We start from the raw sequence: 18,990 nt of genomic DNA, 5'->3' as shown, positions 1-18,990 counted from the left end.
GATAATTCTTTAAAAAGAACAAATGAACTCCCCATTAAATTATGCTGCCACTCTATCAGCAACTTGATATACATTTTCAGTTTTATCAATATTATTTTCAACAATTTGTGAAAATGCAACTAGACTAATCAACATTATAGATGTAACCAGAATTTTTTTCATCAATAAGCTCCTCCTCTCTAATTTTTCTTCTAACATCAATACTCATTCTAAAGTAATCATTTGCGAGTTTGAAGTTCTCATTTGAACTAAAATATTCAGCCACTTCCAAAGCCAAGTTTTCAACATCAGCATACATGTTTTTCTCTAAAAGGGAATCGAAAGCTTCCAAAATTAATGAGTGATCATCTTCATAATATAAACCGGTTAAAATCTTAAATTTCAACTTGTATTCTTCATCATTAAATTCTTCTACATATCTTAACCCTTTAATATAATAATACTTTGCTTCTAAAAACATACCTCTTTTTAAATAAACATGAGTTTGATTAAATAAAGCCTTTGTCACGAAACTGTTATTATGGTTCTCTAAGTAATTTAGAGCTAGATCAAGGTGTTCACATACATCACCATACTGCTTCAATTCCTCATAACAAATAGCAGCATTAATATGTGCCATCCCTTTAATATGAGCCAGTTTATTTTTTTCAGCAATATCTAATATTTCTAGAAACATATGAAGAGCTTTCTTAAACTTCGATTCGTCTATTAAATTGCCACCTATTACAAACCGACATCTAAGAGCTTGCACTAAATAATCATCATACTTTTCGTAAATTTTTAAAGCTCTTTCAGCGTAATTTAAAGAAAAGTAAGTTTGTTTCATATAATAATAAACATAAGAAACTTTAAAATAAAACTCAGCTTGCTCAATTTCATCATTAATTTCAGAAATCATCATTTCAGCTTTTCTATAAGCAGATATTGCGGTCGTTAGTTCCTTCCTCCGAAACTCATACATACCCATAAAAAAATAATAGTAATACTCTAACATACCTGTCAAATTTTCTTGCCTCTCAACTTTTTTCAATGTCAGATATGTTTTGTCTAAATCTTGAGGATTTTTTGCATTAAGATGACTTTCTAACAAATCGTGTCTAAATTCCAATAAAGAAAAATACAAACGGGCATCTTGATTTTCCTCCATACTATCTAGTTCAAACTTCACTTGCTGCTTAATTTCTCTCGCCAAATCAACGTTTTCTATTTTGATGGCTCTATACCAATCGTTCAACTTGGTAGTCACTAGATCATATGGTATCAAATCACGCATAACCCTTACACCTCCTTGATTATTCTTACTTTCGTAAATAATAACAAATATATCTATTTTTTTACACTATTAATCAATTACTTCCTTTCACTTGAACGTTATCAACAACCCATCCACCTTTTTCTTTTTTCAATTCTGTTTGAATAATCAATTCTTGTTTAGTTGTCACAGCATTCACAGTAAGCGCAATTTTTGCTTCATTCAAATAAAGCTCCCTGTCTTCATCTACCTTCTTTGAATAGCTTTCGAGAGATAACAAATCTCCCTGCATTGTTACACTATGTTTTTCAGGACTCTTTGAAGGAAACGCATAACTCATAGCCTTATCGGTTGCTAGCTTTCTAACCGCACCTTCTCGATCATCAGCATCTTCATATTGAAAGAACGCTTCAAAAAACTTTTGATTCATGTCAGCAGCTTCTGAATTCGTCATATGATTCATTTTATTCTCGATCCTTTGTTTTTCTTTTAGAGCTTGATTTTTTTCAGCACTTAACTTGCTGTATGTCATGTAATAACTCGTAATCCCTAAAATCAAAATCACACCACCCAATACCCAAAATACTTTTTTCATAAAATCCCCCTAATTTTTTATTCTTCCAAACGACACCAAGTGTTCACGCCAATATCCCTTTTTAAGAGTAGAGTATTGGACGCCACTGTCATTACTATTATACATTCTTCCATCCCCTACATAAATTCCCACGTGTGTGATAAATTTACCTTGATACGTACCTGTGAAGAAGACTAAGTCTCCTGGTACTGCCTGACTTTCAGCAATCTTTTTTGTGATACCGTATTGTTCTTGTGCAGTTCTGGGCAATGAAATACCCGCTTTTCTGTAAGCCCATTGCACAAGACCCGAACAATCAAAACCCGTTTTTGGAGTTGAACCAGCCCATTGATATGGATTCCCTTCATATTTAAGAGCTTCATTCATTACAGTTTCATATCCCTCCATAGCTCCGTTGACAGGCTTTACAGTGCCACCGCCCTTCAAATAGCGCATAACATGATCTACATAGTTTGGATCACCGTAACTACGCCAACCCAATTTAAGAGCTTGGAATCTGCTAAATTCTAACGCAAGGGCTTTTGTATACTTTCCCCCACGTTTTTTTACGAAGTCAATAAATCCACCACCATAATTGTAAGACTGTAATGTAAGGCGCACGTCTCCACCTGCTTTTTTAAAGACAGCCGCAAAATGCTTTACTCCTACTTGAATGGAATACTCTGGACTTGTTATAGAGTTAGGCGGCAAACCTATTGATTCGCTTGATTGCATGATGTCGAGGTAACGCCCACCACTCTCCTGCATAGTAAGAGCCATGATGATATTCAATTGATCGTAAACACCTTCTTTACGGGCATACTTCTCAAATACGTGACGCAGCCTTTCAATTTCTGGAGCAATACCATTTGTTACAAACTCTTCATCTCCACCCCCAATTTCTTCTTTTTGATTACTTCCACCAAAAATCAACACAACCACAATCAACATTCCTCCAAAAAAGATAATTGGAAGAGAAGTAAAAAAAGCCGTCAATAGCTTTTTCATGTTCGATTACCTCGATCACTTTTGCTTTGACGGCTCTCTATTTGGTCTAACTCAATTTTTACGTGTTTCGGTTGCTGAATAACTCTTTTAGTTTTTGGTTGTGTATCTGACGTCTTAACTGTTTCATTTTCAGTTTTTGGAACAGATGAACTTACTTTTATTTGTTCATTTCTTGCTACGTTAGGAACAGCATTCAAAGGCTTTTGATTACTTACGTTTGTTAACGTTTTTTCATTAAAACCTTGATCGCTTCTTTCAACATCAACCTTAGGAACTGATGTTGAAGCCTTTGGACTATTGGTCTTTTCTTCTTCGGCAATATGTTCTTTAATTTGATCACTTCTTTCAGCATCCACCATTGGTATTTTGCTTGATGCGCTTGAATTATTGTTCCCTTCTTCTGCTAGTTGATCTTTGGCTGCTTGATCGCTTCTTTCTACATCCACTTTCGACATAGGATTTGAAACGTTTGACATGTTATTACTTTCTTCTGCCAACTGATCTTTTGTTGCTTGTTCACCTCGTTCTATATCAACCTTTGGTAGTTGATTAGAAACATTTGTCTTATTATTACTTTCCTCCGCAAGTTGGTCTTTTGTTGCTTGTTCGCTTCTTTCAATATCCACTTTTGGTAATTGATTAGAAGCACTTGCACCTGTTTCCTTTTGATCTGTTCTTTCCACATCTTCTCCATCTGTCACATACAACGGTGGCTTATAATCATCTGCTTTAGAATCTATACTTGAACCATCAAGCTGCCGCCCTCTTTCAATTTCTTTTTTCGCAGACGCATCATTTTTCAAAGAATTATTTTGTGAAGTTCTATCAAATTTAGAATTTCCAGTAGTTGATTGATTTTGTGGCGCACTTCGTCTTTCTGCTAAATACTGTTGCTCTTCTTCTGCCTTTTTCTTTTCTTCAGCAGCTTTTTTGGCATCACGTTTCTTTTTCCATTCGCTAATACCACTACCGACTTTTTTCGCACCTTCCCATGAAGGCTGAACGACTGCCTTTCTAGTATTCTCTAATAAATTTGCGTCTACAGACTGGACTTTACCAGCCGTAACAAAATTGATGATCTTGTCACGTTTTAAAAATGCAAAGATCAGAATAGCCGACAATGCTGCCACATTTAAAAAATACATCCCTAAATTGGTAGGGGGGATGGTCTTATTAACAATTACGCAGACAGCATAAACAAATACAAGAACAAGAGTTAGCATTGCTTTCATAATAAACAAAGCGAACATCCTCCCAAGCGACACAAAGCCACTATAGGCAAATTGTGGAACATAAGAAAGAATAAACGCAAAAGGAAGAAAGAATGCGATCGCCAGAACGATAATTTGAATCAAGAAGTTAAGAAACGGAATCAAAAAGAACGGAACGCCTAGAGAAATTGCGGCAAGCATCCCTATAAATGAATAGCCTAACTGTGCATAAATACTTCCCTCTGCAATACTTTGGTTTTTATATTCTTTTACCTCTTTATCATTAATGAACTCTTTCTTTGCACTTCTACCCTCACTGGTCAATTTGAAAGACAGTAGCGTGTCTATGCGATCAAGACCACCTTTTCCATCCCCTTTCTTCAAAATTGTTTTTTCATTCGGTGTACCATAGTTAGTCACCAAATAAGGATTTTTCAAGGCAGCATTAAAATAAAAATTTCTAAGAACGGCTGTCGTCCCTTTAAGCTCTTGACCTTTTTTTACGTCATCCATGGTCAAAGAAGAATCACCTTTACTCGAAAACGAATCGGTCAACTTATTACCAACTGTGATTAATTTCCCTTGTGCTTCTATCGACAAAGCATTAAGAGATTCTATCCAATATCCAGCTTTACCGACCCACAGTCCTGCCACAATCATGACCATAAAAAATAAAACAAAACGTCTCATACCTTCTTTAAAACTTCCACGAATTAAAAATAGATAGACTACGAAGCCTATCATAAATACAAAGATTATTTCTCCGAAACTATTCTTTAGAACGCTGTACATTTTCTTTGAGACATCTGTCACAGCATCACTAAATCCTTCTATCGGTTCAGCACTCATAAATAAGTCCATCGCTTTATCAACGACAAGAACTATTATTTGCGTTGTGCCTAGCATTACATTAGACAAAGAAACAATCGCTCCCTTTATCATTCCATCCTCGGCTTGGTTGTGGGCTTGATAATGCTCCAATGGAAATCGACTTATTTCAAGCTCGACTCCCCCCACTTTCTCTACTTTCGGTTGTACTGTTTTATCACCATCTTTATCCTCCGCACTTGCAACAGCCATAATAGAAATTAATATTAAGAGGATTATAGAAACAATGATTAAATGCTTTTTCATCTCATCACTCCCATAAATTGAAATAAAAATAGCCGTCCATTTAAGGAACGGCTTAAAAATGACTATTTACTAGTCCATTTATATAACTTGAAGTTCAAAATTTACTTTTTGCATAAAAGCACCAAATCCTTGGTGATTTAATGTATAATTTAAAAAGAGTTTAGGCTATGGCAGTAGCCCAAACTCATTTCACCCCAAAGGAGGTGAAAAATTTGATGAAAATAAGCACAGCATTATTTTTGATCATTGCCTTTAGTAATCTGATCATTAATATGCTGCTATTAATCAAACACATTTGATTTTCATCAAGTAAACAAGCAAAGAATGGTCCATTGTTGGGCCATTTTTTGTTTTTCCTCCGCCTTCAAATTAGAAGACCTCATCGGATATATATGTTATTTGTTATTTATTAACGCCTTGCTTATGCTTTCTCTTCATCTTTTAGCTCCAAGAAAAAAAACTGGAAAGTCATCATTTTTTAATTATTTGTTGCGCCCCGTGTATAATCTTTCGTTTAATACCGCTGTGCTGCCGCCTTCTCTTCGTCCTTTATCGTTGAAAAATGTCCAGAAACACAAGGTGAGATATGTGTTATTTGTACTTTATTCAAAATGGAAACACATCATTTTGCAATTACTTGTTGCATCTCGTGTATAATCTCTCGTTTAATACCGCTGTGCTACCGTCTTCTCTTCGTCCTTTATCGTTGAAAAACGTCCAGAAAGACAAGATAAGATATGTGTTATTTGTACTTTATTCAAAATGGAAACACATCATTTTGCAATTATTTGTTGCATCTCATGTATAATCTTTCGTCTAATACCGCTGTGCTGCCGCCTTCTCTTCGCCCTTTATCGTTGAAAAATGTCCAGAAAGACAAGATAAGGTGTGTATTATTTGCAATTGTTTTATTTAATAAAAGTGTAGTGCAATACAGTGTAGTGTAGTTAAAGTCACTTAACATAACTTAAGTTAAGTTAACTTATGTTAAGTGACGTATATTTGAATTATAACATAATTACACATATCTATATACATGTAGATGGGTATGTGTAATTTTTTAATTAGGACAAGTTTAAGGTCATTAACTCAAGAATTACAAATACATCTCTTCAGCATACGCAACATCACTTTTATTAATTGTTTCAAATGCTCCCATCCACTCATCAAACAAACATTCAATTGAAATTTTTGCAGTACGCCCGTAAATATCCTTGAATAAGCATTGACCTTGAAACATGGATTCAAGCATTTTTTTGTTTTCCTCACTCGGTTCAAGATTCATCCATTTCAAGACTTCTTCACGTTCGTTCGGCTCATCGAAAGCAAATGCGACACCGAAGTTTCCTGTGTCATCCTCATGTAAAGCATCCTTTGTTGATTGTGAGATGAAGAATTCAGCATTGTTATAAGAACGTCCAATACGTCTCATTTGACGCTCTACTTTTTTACCCTGTGGTGAAGCTGTAAATATCCATGCTTCGTCTATGAACTCGGCTGTTTTTTCATCCGCATTCATACCGAACAATTCACAGAATTTACCGAGTGCAAACATGACCGCACTTGATTTCAATTGTGACTTCGTGAAATTTTCTATACGCTCTCCGAAGTCTGGTAAATCCATATTTTCAACTTCCAAGATAGTAATTCGTTCACTGAGGGATAGTGAAGGATTAGAACCATCATGAACTAACAGCTTCATGATAGAGTCCTGTACAACCTCATATAAATAGTCTCCAGCTTTTTGCACTACTTCTTCTTTATGTCTCTGCATTTCGTAAATAACATGCAGCGATCCTACTTGTTCACCTTGCTCTTTCATTTCGAGAACTTTTGTAATGGCTCTCAAAAAAGCAGTGCTCACATCATCTTTCCCTTTAAAATCATAGACCTGTTCAAATATAACTTCTAACAAGTCCTTAGCTTTAGTTGGCGGCATGAAGGTAATTGGGTCTAATGCGCCCCAGTTTTCTTCCTGTTCATGATCAAGCGTGATGAAATGATACTTTTTCAAATGATCAATATACAAAGGAAAGTTTTTTCGTGTTTGCGGATTATTGATAACTTTCTTAATCCACTTTCTCATTTCTTTTTTCGGATCAATATAAAGCGATTTTATATCCATGAAGGATATATACGTGTATATCAGTTTCGCTAAAAATGATTTTCCGTTACCAGTATCGCCTGTTATTAGGCAATGTGGCGATCTGGTTTTAGATCCTTTTATTTGCTGATTAGCAAGAAAAGGATGAAACAAAACAAAGTCTCGACTTGATCGTATAGCGCTTTCTAAATCTGTATGCTTATCAAAGCGATCACCCCAACCGAGGAAAAAACCGATCTTAGAACCAACAAAAGAATCAACACCTAGCAAACATTCTGCTAAGCCGTTTTGGGTTGTCTTCTGAACCCAATTTTTGTCCATCAAATCTAACTTTTCAGCAGGCAACATTTTATAAAACAAAGACAGTTGATCAGCGATTGGAATTCTGCATTTAATTCCTGCCCCTTTTAGATGTCTCACGACTAATCGAGCCTTTTCAGTGCATTCTTTTTTTGTTCGTCCATCAACAATCACAACCGCAAGCCAGTTAATCAAAGACACTTCCTCTTTTTTGATTTTATTTTGAAGGTCTTTGACGAGAAACGCACTTGTCATGGTTGACTGGTCGCTTTCGTCTCCAACACTATACTTTTCATTTTGTTCTTCTCTCAATTGCTGGTGCTTAATATTTAATGCTGTCTTTGTCATAGACTTACTTTCTACTTTTGCCTTTACCTCTACCTCCACTGGAAAAGGCAAAGACTGAACCTCATAAAATAGGTTACTGTTTGCCATATTGTCTAGAAATTCGTCAACAACAATCATTGAAATATGACCTTCATCTTGATCACTAACGAGTTTTAAAGAGCCTGGAATTGTTGGGTCTATAACAGTGTTTGTAATTGAATGAATATCTCCATTTTGGCTTTCTTCCTCAACATCGTGATAAAGCCCTCTTATAAAGTGATAACGATTGATATATTTAAGCTCGGCTTCTCTCAATCTCTCTCCAAACACAGATGTAACCGTACTCGCCAAATCATCCTCAATCTCTTTATATTGTTCAAAAAATTGGGATGATACATCTTGTTCCCACCCAAGCATATTTACAACGGTGTCTGTGACAGTGTTAAACATAGATACAACGTTATCTTTAATATCAGCATCCATACTAAGAAGGGTTTTGTTCAATTTAATACCTATAATAAAGTCGGGTCTGGTCAATCTCCCCAAGCGTTGCTGCAAAACACTCACTTTTTCCTGCATGTAATAAGAAGCAACTTCCATAGAGTCCTCATGTATATCCTTTTTCAATACATTCAAACGCCCTTCGAGATCAAAGCGACTCGGATACATCATCAAATGGAAATCTTCATACTCTGTTATTTCTTCATAAAAAGACGTCCACTTGCCTTTATAATCTTCTATCTCACTTTGATTTCTGCTTGGGATTGAGCTACTTTTGATCCGATAATACGCCCAAACGTCTCCCGTTTTCGTCAAGATCATGTTGTTTAATATACTCTTCATTGGTGTTTTCAAATTCACCACCATTTTTCCGCACCACCTTTACTAGAGACTTGAATTTTATTTCTTGATCATTTGCAAAGTCCATAATTTTATCATTACAATATTTTCTCTTTGGCAATTTGATTAGAACAAGATACTTTATCAAACCCCAAAAATACAGATAAATATTTTTTCCTTCTGGTTTAATCTTGGTTATTAAAATTGTTAAACCTAGTGGAATGCCAAAGATCACGATCACATAAGTATTTTCAAAGGCGCTAGGAAAAAACTTCCTAACACCTAAGAAAAAGCCAAAACTAATAGCGACAAAAATAAAATAGTTGATCATCGGGATCAACTCTATCGCAAATGGTAAACTATAATTTTCAGTTATCCTTTGAATTTTCTTTGGTTCCCTCATTGCTTTGCGATAGTTGAATACAAACCTCGACACACTATCACCTCTTACATCGTTTTAAGTAGTGCACCAACCCAACCTGTGACAGTAGACCAGTTTTGAATGCACCATACACCAGCACTTGTAAACACTATTGCACCCACCATTTTACCGATACTTACTTTCGCAAGATGCTTTGTAATCAAGTACATAGCTATAATTGCTATAACCTGCGCAACAATTTGCTTCCCCCAACTTTGTACACCGCCTATTGTTGGTAAGTCTGCTTTGGCTCCTAAGATCAGATAATCTAAAAACTCCATTTTCTCCACTCCTTATTGATGTTTTAGTTGATTTACATAATACTGACCACTGTTTTTGGTAACGAACAAAGTAAATCGTTCTTTTACCGGTATGCTCGTTTCTTTTTCTTTAAAAATGACAACAGAAGATATTTCAAAGCCATCATCATTTTTGTAAATGCTGAAGTTTTCGACATCACCAAATACCAGATGACCATTTAAAGTCTCTGGTGTTTTCATGATGTAAGTCATATCGTTCTTTGTTTCTTCGGCGTATTTCCGAAAGAAAGTATGCAAGAACTCCTTTACAGCTGCTGTTTGATCTCCGTCATACTCCTCACGATCCTCTTTCGAGTTCGCAATATCACCTTTGAGGTCATATATCTCTGAAATGTAGGGAGTTCCGCTGACTGCAAATTGATCTCCCTTGTTTTTTACTGGAATGTTCAGCAATGCTTGTTTTTTAATTTCATGTTCCTTCTTTTTCACCTTTACAATGTTTGAATACTCGATTTCATATTGAAATAGAGTCGCTTCTTTATCCTGTTTCACATTGAAAAGAGTGTAATTATTTAAAACTCGATCACCTTGCGCACCAGATATAGCAAATAATGTTTCTTGTTCTAATTCATCGCTTTCTTTAGCAAGATAAGTCATTAGTTTTTTATGTCGCTGTTCAATAGCATCATTTTCATTTTTCACATTGATGTACTGCTCAATGAATCCAGATAAAAAACGCTCACCAGCAACAATAGACACTTCTTCTTTTTGTTTGCTATTCTTCACTTGATTCCTTTCAATGTCGTTTACTACAGACCTAGTATTGATCGACAGCAACACAGACAAGAAAACAAAAATGACAAGCGTTCCAATCATTGTCCAGACTCCGACAGCAATCATTTTTGAACGATCTTTTGGAATTGATTTAGGTTTCTTTTCTGGCTTTTTAACAGCTTTCAACTTCTTCTTAAAAGCTGAAAGCATTGGATTGTTTTCGGTAGCCACCTTACTGTCATTCTTTTTCTTTTTCATTTTCCTCCTCCTTTGCATTGAATGACCACTTGAGCAAACGGATGCAGCAGTAAAGAGCTAGTAATATCAAGGGAAACCCCAAAGAATTAACAGAAAAGTGACGTATAACAATAGATTCATGAGTAAACAATCTATATAGAGAAACACCAGATGCAATAAGTATTATGAAAAACAATAAAGCAATTAAAAAATACCTAGCAATGCTGGCGATCCACTTCGGAAAAGACATAATAACCTACCTTTCTTTTAAGAAATCTCTTTCCTTTCAATAAATAAGAGCAAGCCCCGAAAGACTCGCCCCAGAAAATTACTTCTTAAAAATTCCGAGAAGTTGTGATTTCATTCCGTTTAAAATCTCTGGAATCAAATCTGGAAAGAATGCATGTACTGCTGCTCCCATAATCACAATTACACCTGCTCCAATAATTCCCCAACCAATTTCTGTAATATTTTGACCTGTCATTTTTTCATTCTCCTTTGATTAACTTTTTTAATACATACCTTCTGTGATGCTTTCAACAAATAATTGAACCCCTGTCATAAAATCAGGGTAATGACTTTTAAAAATATAAACACACGTTCCTAAGACCACAGCCCAACAGGATAGCATTCCTATCCTAATGATATTACCGGCCATTTACCTCCCTCCTCACCTAATTAAAGACAGCGCCCCTCCTTTTACCTCGATCACTTCTTTATGACCACCAAGCTGAAAGTTATACGTTGTGGTAATTTTATAAGTGACCTCGCTACCATATGGCAAAGTCTTGTTTAAAGAGTCGCTGTGAACTTGAAAACTGCCCCCATACGCTTCTTTGTTCTTCTTCTCAATTTCCTTAATAGCATTTGAATTTAACCCCCCATTCCTCTCTATTTGATAGTTAACTTGTTGCTTAAAATCATTGGTCTGATTCAATCGAATACAATATCCTGTCACATCAACAATTAAGGAGATTGACAGAAGAACAATATAGATTTTTAAAAACGTCATTTGAATGCCGTCTAACATTTAACCGCCCCCAAATTGAATAGCTTTTAGACTATCCACTAGAAGAGAAATGAAAAAGACAAGCACGACAGCAACTACAGGCATTGTTATTTTCATTGGAAAGTTTAAAAACTTTCCATGTTTGAATTCGATAATTTCATCCACCACTAAGAATAATTGTTCGCTAGTCATTTTCCCTAGCTGATAGATGATCGAATCGTCTTTTGAATTTTGATGATATTCAAAGAGCGTTATCATAAAGAGCTTTGACCTATCGCTGCCACTCGTTCTATTGGCAAAATCTATAAACGGCTGCACATCATCGGGACGTTCATGTAAGTCGATTAGTAAATCCTGCAAGGCATCTTTTAAAACGCCTTCCTGCTCCCTTTCTTTCATTTTTTCAAATGCAGAATAGATTGTTGTCTTGTTTTCCAACAAATAAATATAAATTTCTTTGGAAAACTCCAAGAAAACAAGCTCCTTTTGAAAGCGAGCTGCATTGAATTTTGACTTAACTCGCAGATACTCATAGAAATAAAAAGCAAACGCAAGCCCTAAAAATACTAATGAAATCATGGGTTTCAGAAAGAATACGGGAATACCCATCAGCAAAAATAAGCAAGCCTTAAACAAACGCTGCTTCTGAAAACTGTTCACATTAGTTTCATTTAAGTAATCAATCATGTTTTTCAAATCGCTTTCGGCGATTTTTTCCCAAAAAGAAAAGACCGTCATAGATTGACCGCCTAAATTTGTCTTCTTTTTATTTTTCACGATTTAAATCTTCACCTCCGTTATGGTGTCATCGAAGTACTTTTTGTTAAAAGAGTGGTACAGCCCAAATATAATAAGCAGGTACAAGGAACTCGTAATCATTCCCACCACAGTATGTGCATAGATGTTGATGAATTTTGGAATGGTGAACGAAAACATCAAAGCACCAATAAATGCTACTGAATAAAAAATCATCGTATTAAAGTCACGTCTACGAGCTTTTTTCATTTGAATAAATTTTTCCTGCTTCACTAGAATTTGATTGTGAAAGTTTTTAGTGTCTCGTAATGAATCAATAGATGTGCTCCCTTCGACTAACATAATTGCCAGTTGTTCCAAGAACTGATCGAATTGCACATCACTTTTATAAAAATCTCTCAACACACGAAACGCTTCAATTATTTCTTTTTCAGTTCCATCAACCAAGACAGCTCTTAAATCAATAAGCTTTTCTTTCAACTCCCCTTCTGCATAACCAGTACAGGTAGAGAAGGTTTCTAATAAAGTCATATTCTCATTGGTTAGCATCTGCGTCATATTGTTCAAGAACCTGTTTCTTTCTTCAAGGGCTGCTCTTTCATAGTCGTTCTTGACTTGTTTTTGCATTAGAAAGAACCACCCGTATAAGCTCCCTATAAATCCACCAGCCAAAGCCATCCACCAATAATGGAAAAGGAGATATGAAAACCCACCAAAGCAAAGAAAAGGGACTACAGCGAATTTAACATATGCCTTCTTTTTTAATGGTTGCCCAAATGCTTGAGCCATCGCATGAATTTCATTTAACCTATAGAGTTTCCTCTTACGTATTAACTTCATGCATAGTCAACCTTTCAGCTAGTTTTTCTTGCAACTCAATCGGGACCAGTTTTTCCATCATTCTTTTGACAAAGTTGCTGCTTATTCTTCCACCATCATGATATTTGAAACCATCATTTGTTAGATCACACCTAAAAACCGTCAAGACTTCACCACCTGGCAAAAACTCCACGATCTCTTTTAGATACCTAATTACTTTTCCATCTTTCCCAGTAATTTTTTCAAGATGCACTCCGAAATCTAAATAACGGTAAAGGTCTTCTTTCATTGATTCCTCATCAATTACATCCCCCATCTTCATCATATTGATAAGTCTTGATACAATAGCTCGCGCACTTTCTGAATGAAGTCCAGCAATCAATCTATGACCAGTCAGGGCAGCCTGTATCATTTCACTGGCTTCTTTACCTCTAACTTCCGCAGGAATCATCCAAACTGGATTATTTCTTAGTCCAGCTTTCACCAAATCTCCAATGCTTGTAGAAGCATTCGTAACCCATGATTTGATATCCTTATCAGGAAATAGAGTTTTTACGTGGCTCTCTGGTGTATCCTCGATCATAATAATATGATCTTTGTAGTCAATCATTGAGATCAGTAATTTTTGTAATTCTGTTTTACCAGTGCCAGTTTCTCCACTGATAATAACATTTGATTTTGAAGCAATAATTGCTTCAAAAATTGAGTAGACGTATTCTGGTGCAAAAGCAGTAAAATTTTCTTTAGTAAGCGCCAATCTGGGTCTTACAATTCGCAAGGCCATTGTAGTTCCATATTGAGCGATATTTTTGTGAACAGCATTTAAGCGCAAATTTCCATAGGTTGCATCTATAATTGGAGAATTGGGTGTAAACTCTTTTTTGCATGCATTTCCAAATTTTTTAATGATCTTCACAATATATTCTTCATCAATTTTCCCATATCGTATTTTTCCTGTGTTTGTTACAACATCAAGGTGTGTACCATTGAAGGAAATATCAGTAACGTCTTTATATTGCTCCATAATTTCTTCAATTACTCCGAATCCTACAATCTCCCTCATGGAATATTCCAATTCTTCATCACTCAAATGTGGGAAATCTTTTTTGAGTGTTTCTTTCATCTTCTGTCTCTCTTGTGAATCAACGTAAGCATTCAACAAGTCAGACTTGTGATGTCGTTTCAAATGCGCCCGAACCTTCTCTATCAATTGCTTTCGTTCATCAACCGCAACATTTGCAGCATTATTCATTTACGTTCTCCTTTCGGCTTATCGACGACTAATGTCGTCCGATAGGTTTTCTTTTTTTCGTCAGTCAAAGCAATTTTTACAGCTTTCATTTTCCCATCTATGTCTTTCAAATACTGATATTTGAAAGATGTTTTCCCAAGATTTACGTTGGATTTTTCTTTAAAAGAGCTTTCAAAATTCAATTCAAAAGCCCTTTCGGATAATTCAACCTTTCCTTCTTCTGTACGGATACTGTTATCAACATTCCGCATACTGGCTATACGAGCCGATTCATTCATAGTGTTGATAATGCTATGCTGCTTGTAATCAGTCGTATAGTAATAGACAAGAATACTAACAACAAATATCGCAAACGCCAGTAAGATCATTTTTAAGGGTAATTCTTTCAAATCCCCTCCCTCCCTTCAACGGATTTTTTCACCAATCAACTTCCGAGACATTGACACGTTCAAAAGACACTTCACATACCCCATCGTCATTCATATGAGCATTGAAAGAAACAGTCACAAGGCTTAATTTGTAATTCCCATTACTGTCCTTATCACCTAAAGTAATATTTCCTGTAAGATCAATTGCTCCAGTTTCTCCACCTTTTATACGTTCGACAAGTTGAATATACAAATCATCTGCTAAGGAAGAACAGCCGATTTCAGACATTTGTTTTTGATAAGTACCGTAATTTATAAAACTATGCTGCATAATCTTTAACCTCCTTTCCAGCTCCCTCACTCTCTTTTTTCTAGCACCAAATGATCAAATGACCACGATCGCCAAAACTGATCGCCTTTTCCTTCATTACGCACAAAAGTCACCGCAAGCCTATGGCGAATCCCTTCAATTTTGACAAATTCAACAACGACGGCTTTTTCATCTACTGGAAAATAATCGAGTTCCATCATTATGTTGTGATAGACTCCTAAACATCCGACTCTTTCTAACTCGTTTACCAAGTCATTTTGGTTCTTTAAGTCATAGCTCAATTTTCAATACCTCCTTATTTATCTTTAATCTTCATTCTTTTTTTCCAGCCACAAACAATCAAAGCGACAGACAGGTAAAGCAGCTATAGGCGTTTCAGCATTTTCATTCGAGCCATCAATTGTAAAGAAGACTCTCAAAATATAAGAGTCTTCTCCTTCTTCCAAATTTCCATGAACCTCAAAAGATTCAGCCCCACTTGCAACATTCTCTCGTAAAGCTCTCAAAAAAGAGCCACTAGGCGATTGAGACCCAACCCTTTGCAGCTCGTTTTGGAAAGTAGATATGTTTTCAAAAACAAATGACATTATTTATAATCTCCTTCCATTAATCTTGTACTTCAAAGCCAGCATAAATGTAAAATCAATGTTTTCCCTCCTTTATTTCAGAAAAGATTTCATTTTAAAAGTATGCTGTACCCCATATAGCACAATTCTATTAATTCCGAATGACTCTCGGATGGTATCACCCTAAATTCTAGTCGTATTAATTTTCCTTTTAGAAATTCATCCTCTATTATTTCTTCTCTATACGCATAAACTTCTGTCCTAACTATTTCTCCAAACGAATTAAGAGATTCTTCAAGGGCTTCCGAGTATATTGATTCTCCATCATCTAATAGACCATTATCCTCTAAATCAAGAATATATTGATCTCTGTTAGTAAGATAAAAAGCTTTAGTTTTTACAGTCTTTTGATCCTCACACATGGCATTACATTCACCTCCTTTTGAAACAAAAAAGGACAGTCTTTTGACTATCTTTTAAGAACTCTTCCCCCTATTCCCCCACTCATGGGGGACTCCCTCGCCGGTAGGCAGCTCAAAAGGTGTGATGACCTTTTGAGACATTAAAAGGGTTTGGGGGCGCTGATTGTTTCAACTCCTTATCCTCACTACGTTCCGGTACCGTTGACACAAGCAATATTCGCATCACTTAACTGTATCTTTTCTCCACCTTCAAATATAAAAAGTTCTTTTGAGAATGAGACATCTCTTCCACAGCACACTTTATTTGATCATCACTGGGATAGCTACCGAATGCACCAATCTCTTTCGTACTAACTCCATCCTCACATCCGAAAAAACCAACAATAACAAAATATATTTCTATTTCCTTTTTCATATCTTCATCTCTCCTTAATTGATACTGATACAGATGCAAAATTAATTAGACATGACCCAATCTAAGTCCTTTTTAGTCCATCCTTCTGGTAATCCATTAGGGAATGGATCACTAGCATAAACAGGTTTCAGCAACACTTCATCTTGATCTATGGTTTTACTGTCCATGTGAGCATACATGGACGCATAAAGCTCCAATTGTTCGGTGACTTCTGTCTTTATTAAATTGACACCCATTGGTTTTGACTTGATTTTCGTTTCGTAATTCCCCAAGTCTGACCAAATTGGCGTGTAAAATTTTCGCCCTCCGTCAATCAATTCATAAGAAATTCTTTTGTCTTTATCATTCACCTGTTGATCGCTGAACAGGTTGCCTGTGTGTCGCTCAACGTTTATATGCGGAAGCTCATACACAAGGTCATAGACTGACGTTTCTCCCTGTTTTTTGTTAGTCGCTTTCGTTTGTTCCATAGTAATCATCGAGTTATCGCCGCTTTTTTTATACGACAAATAACTATCGACTAAACGTGTGGGAACTTCAAAGTCAAATGATGGCTTAATGCTGCTGCCAATTTCATTTTCATAATGAAGATCAATTTCACGTTTCGTTCCATAGCCCGTTTTCTTCTTTTCAATTTTCGCTAATGGGAAAGTAAGTGTTTCATAATAAACCTTTCCTGCTGATGGCGTTTTTTCAGTCATCACAACGCCTTTGTATGACAATTCTTTTTGCTTTTCAGAAGTTGCCTTGATCGTTTTTTCGCTTGCTGCATATCCATCCGTACTTAATTCAGATACAGCAGCAGAAATTTTAAAATCATTTTTGTCGAAGCCTGTGAATTTCACAGTGTAAAGAGCCTTGTCATTAATCTTCAAATACTTTGAAGGAATTGTCATATTAATTTTCTTAGGCAATTCTTTTGCAGTATACGTTTTTGACGTGACTTTTGTCGTGCCACGATATAACGCCACTGTGATTTTTTTGTCATTCATATCTTTCAAGCTAGACTTGTAATTCAAATCCTTTGATAAATACACTTTGACAGGAAGACCCTTTTCCCATTGCGCTGTATAAATTTGCAGCTTATCAAACGATAGCTTTGCTAATGGCTTATCATAATGATAATTGATGACAATATTCTTGCCGCCAATCGTTCCACTTTCTTTGTCTCCTGTCGATTTCACATAACGGTATGTGTATTCACCTTCTTTTATTGTAGGATGTTTTTCTGAATAATTTTCACCACGCACTTTTTTATACTTTTTGGTTTCCTTGATCTTATCGCCTGTACGGTTATCATAATAATTAACCGTCACAGATCTCTCCAAAATGTAATAAAACTTTACCGTCACATCTTTGTTTCCTAATGTGCCCGTTTTCTTGTTGGTGTTCACAGGGATGAATTTTTCTTTCCCTTTTGCAATGGACGCTTTAGGCGTAAATGAATACGTTGAACCTATGTTTCTTGTATAGCTCTCCTTTTCCAAGACTTCTCCAGAATATTTATCAATGTGCTGCACATTGATTTTCTTCTGGCGCACTTTAAATACAGCAGTAAAAGATGTTGTATTGTTCGGGTCAGTATACCAATCCCCATAACCCAAAACCTGTGTATTCCCCCCACTAGGCTTCGTTATTAAAGGCTGAAATATTTTCATGTTGCTGCCTAATTCCCCAGTGCTGTAATTATATTTTTTATCTAAATCAGCTTCTAGATGTATTTTCTGTTCCCCATAAACTTTCATTTTGCCTTCAGTTACCTTCTTACCACTTGTTTCATTAACTAAAGTTATACCATTAGGAACAGAAATTGTAACATAATTCTCTTTGTCCGCATTAAGTTTCGTCGTTTCAGAAACTTGCTTGTTTCCCTTTACAGCTACAGTCAGTTTAGTATTTGTGAATCTTACTTTTCTATTTAAATCTTTTCCATTCAAGGTTAAATCCCACAATTTTTCATAGCCAGGGAGATTCTTTCCCGAATCACCATTTGAATACAGCCTATCGAGTATTAAAGAAGTAATTACAATCCCTTGTTTTCTATCCGTAAAAATATTACCTTGACCACCCCAACCATAATACAAAGCCCTTTGTACCTTTTCGTTGTCGTAAGGAACAGATTCTTTATACTTTGATCCCGTAGGGGGAGACGCTTTAGAATGCTGAAAACAAAATGCTTGTTTACCGTCTACTCTAAAATCCCCTACTACTGAGCCACGATACTTAATTGCACCTTTATATTCAATCTTGGGTGCTGCTGCCTTTACTTTACCAGTAGCAAAAAACGAGAATATAAAAGATAAAACTCCTTTATCATTCTCTTCAATATCGCTTTCTAATAATAGTTCTTGATCTTTGTCCCCCTTCTGGATTAATTCTTCTAGCGTTGCTTTCTCTCGTTTACCATCAACGGACATATACAGAACTTCACCATTCATTTCTAAATAGCCATCATAGTTTATACCGAAGGTTTTCACGCCTCCCTCAGTCGCTTCCGCTTTCGGAAAAACAGAAAACATAACCACAATCATGAGTAAGACTATACTTTTAAATGATCTCCTTCTAATCATTAAAAACTTTTCCCCCCCTAAAAATAAAAAGGTGCTCAAA

General features: G+C 35.8%; 22 protein-coding genes. All 22 read right to left on the bottom strand.

Annotated features, from left to right (window positions below):
- Nucleotides 1-39: 39 nt before the first annotated feature.
- The 22 genes from C6Y02_RS19630 to C6Y02_RS13210 all read right to left on the bottom strand — a co-directional run bounded on the left by C6Y02_RS19630 (nucleotide 40) and on the right by C6Y02_RS13210 (nucleotide 18,989).
- Nucleotides 40-162, bottom strand: coding sequence for a hypothetical protein (locus C6Y02_RS19630; protein WP_262982274.1), 123 nt, complete (start codon nucleotides 160-162; stop codon nucleotides 40-42).
- Nucleotides 125-1,273 (bottom strand): response regulator aspartate phosphatase, encoded by a 1,149-nt coding sequence (locus C6Y02_RS13305; protein ID WP_106031473.1) that lies wholly within the window; start codon nucleotides 1,271-1,273, stop codon nucleotides 125-127. Before C6Y02_RS13305 ends, C6Y02_RS19630 begins: the two co-directional genes overlap by 38 nt.
- Nucleotides 1,274-1,346: 73 nt before the next feature.
- Nucleotides 1,347-1,847 carry a hypothetical protein gene (locus C6Y02_RS13300; protein WP_106031472.1) on the bottom strand — a complete coding sequence of 167 codons (501 nt, stop codon included), beginning with the start codon at nucleotides 1,845-1,847 and terminating at the stop codon, nucleotides 1,347-1,349.
- A gap of 9 nt (nucleotides 1,848-1,856) precedes the next feature.
- Entirely contained in the window at nucleotides 1,857-2,834 is a 978-nt protein-coding gene (locus C6Y02_RS13295) for a bifunctional lytic transglycosylase/C40 family peptidase (protein WP_106031471.1), read from the bottom strand.
- Nucleotides 2,831-5,179 carry a CD3337/EF1877 family mobilome membrane protein gene (locus C6Y02_RS13290; protein WP_106031470.1) on the bottom strand — a complete coding sequence of 783 codons (2,349 nt, stop codon included), beginning with the start codon at nucleotides 5,177-5,179 and terminating at the stop codon, nucleotides 2,831-2,833. The genes C6Y02_RS13295 and C6Y02_RS13290 overlap by 4 nt, the downstream gene beginning before the upstream one ends.
- Before the next feature lie 1,096 nt (nucleotides 5,180-6,275).
- On the bottom strand, nucleotides 6,276-8,771 hold the full coding sequence (locus tag C6Y02_RS13285) for an ATP-binding protein (protein WP_189318265.1): 2,496 nt from the start codon (nucleotides 8,769-8,771) through the stop codon (nucleotides 6,276-6,278).
- Nucleotides 8,680-9,186, bottom strand: coding sequence for a conjugal transfer protein (locus tag C6Y02_RS13280; RefSeq protein WP_106031468.1), 507 nt, complete (start codon nucleotides 9,184-9,186; stop codon nucleotides 8,680-8,682). The genes C6Y02_RS13285 and C6Y02_RS13280 overlap by 92 nt, the downstream gene beginning before the upstream one ends.
- An 11-nt stretch (nucleotides 9,187-9,197) precedes the next feature.
- Complete coding sequence (locus C6Y02_RS13275) at nucleotides 9,198-9,452, bottom strand: hypothetical protein (RefSeq protein ID WP_106031467.1); 255 nt, start codon at nucleotides 9,450-9,452, stop codon at nucleotides 9,198-9,200.
- 12 nt (nucleotides 9,453-9,464) lie between these two features.
- Entirely contained in the window at nucleotides 9,465-10,463 is a 999-nt protein-coding gene (locus C6Y02_RS13270; protein WP_106031466.1) for a conjugal transfer protein, read from the bottom strand.
- 307 nt (nucleotides 10,464-10,770) lie between these two features.
- A complete protein-coding gene (locus C6Y02_RS19345; protein ID WP_175297160.1) occupies nucleotides 10,771-10,926 on the bottom strand; it encodes a hypothetical protein in 156 nt (51 codons plus the stop codon).
- Nucleotides 10,927-10,953: 27 nt separating this feature from the next.
- A complete protein-coding gene (locus C6Y02_RS19340) occupies nucleotides 10,954-11,100 on the bottom strand; it encodes a hypothetical protein (protein ID WP_189318263.1) in 147 nt (48 codons plus the stop codon).
- Nucleotides 11,101-11,112: 12 nt separating this feature from the next.
- Nucleotides 11,113-11,472: a hypothetical protein gene (locus C6Y02_RS13260; protein ID WP_106031464.1), complete on the bottom strand. Its 360-nt coding sequence runs from the start codon at nucleotides 11,470-11,472 to the stop codon at nucleotides 11,113-11,115.
- Nucleotides 11,473-12,228 (bottom strand): hypothetical protein, encoded by a 756-nt coding sequence (locus C6Y02_RS13255; RefSeq protein ID WP_223250498.1) that lies wholly within the window; start codon nucleotides 12,226-12,228, stop codon nucleotides 11,473-11,475.
- Between the two features lie 3 nt (nucleotides 12,229-12,231).
- Nucleotides 12,232-13,047 carry a hypothetical protein gene (locus C6Y02_RS13250; RefSeq protein WP_106031462.1) on the bottom strand — a complete coding sequence of 272 codons (816 nt, stop codon included), beginning with the start codon at nucleotides 13,045-13,047 and terminating at the stop codon, nucleotides 12,232-12,234.
- Complete coding sequence (locus tag C6Y02_RS13245; protein WP_106031461.1) at nucleotides 13,031-14,278, bottom strand: CpaF/VirB11 family protein; 1,248 nt, start codon at nucleotides 14,276-14,278, stop codon at nucleotides 13,031-13,033. The genes C6Y02_RS13250 and C6Y02_RS13245 overlap by 17 nt, the downstream gene beginning before the upstream one ends.
- The gene (locus tag C6Y02_RS13240) at nucleotides 14,275-14,667 is read right to left on the bottom strand and encodes a hypothetical protein (RefSeq protein ID WP_106031460.1); all 393 of its coding nucleotides are present in this window, start codon (nucleotides 14,665-14,667) and stop codon (nucleotides 14,275-14,277) included. Before C6Y02_RS13240 ends, C6Y02_RS13245 begins: the two co-directional genes overlap by 4 nt.
- A 28-nt stretch (nucleotides 14,668-14,695) precedes the next feature.
- Nucleotides 14,696-14,977: a hypothetical protein gene (locus C6Y02_RS13235; protein ID WP_106031459.1), complete on the bottom strand. Its 282-nt coding sequence runs from the start codon at nucleotides 14,975-14,977 to the stop codon at nucleotides 14,696-14,698.
- Nucleotides 14,978-15,003: 26 nt separating this feature from the next.
- The gene (locus C6Y02_RS13230) at nucleotides 15,004-15,258 is read right to left on the bottom strand and encodes a hypothetical protein (RefSeq protein WP_106031458.1); all 255 of its coding nucleotides are present in this window, start codon (nucleotides 15,256-15,258) and stop codon (nucleotides 15,004-15,006) included.
- 24 nt (nucleotides 15,259-15,282) lie between these two features.
- Nucleotides 15,283-15,564, bottom strand: coding sequence for a hypothetical protein (locus C6Y02_RS13225; protein WP_106031457.1), 282 nt, complete (start codon nucleotides 15,562-15,564; stop codon nucleotides 15,283-15,285).
- 89 nt (nucleotides 15,565-15,653) lie between these two features.
- On the bottom strand, nucleotides 15,654-15,965 hold the full coding sequence (locus tag C6Y02_RS13220; RefSeq protein ID WP_106031456.1) for a hypothetical protein: 312 nt from the start codon (nucleotides 15,963-15,965) through the stop codon (nucleotides 15,654-15,656).
- 226 nt (nucleotides 15,966-16,191) lie between these two features.
- A complete protein-coding gene (locus tag C6Y02_RS13215) occupies nucleotides 16,192-16,380 on the bottom strand; it encodes a hypothetical protein (RefSeq protein WP_073980122.1) in 189 nt (62 codons plus the stop codon).
- A 41-nt stretch (nucleotides 16,381-16,421) separates the two neighbouring features.
- Nucleotides 16,422-18,989, bottom strand: coding sequence for a thioester domain-containing protein (locus C6Y02_RS13210; protein ID WP_106031455.1), 2,568 nt, complete (start codon nucleotides 18,987-18,989; stop codon nucleotides 16,422-16,424).
- Nucleotide 18,990 lies beyond the last annotated feature (1 nt).

This window comes from Bacillus sp. NMCC4, from assembly GCF_002998555.1.
Taxonomy (GTDB): domain Bacteria; phylum Bacillota; class Bacilli; order Bacillales; family Bacillaceae; genus Bacillus.
Note: the sequence above shows the minus strand (reverse complement) of the source record. Positions and strands in the feature narration are given on the sequence as shown.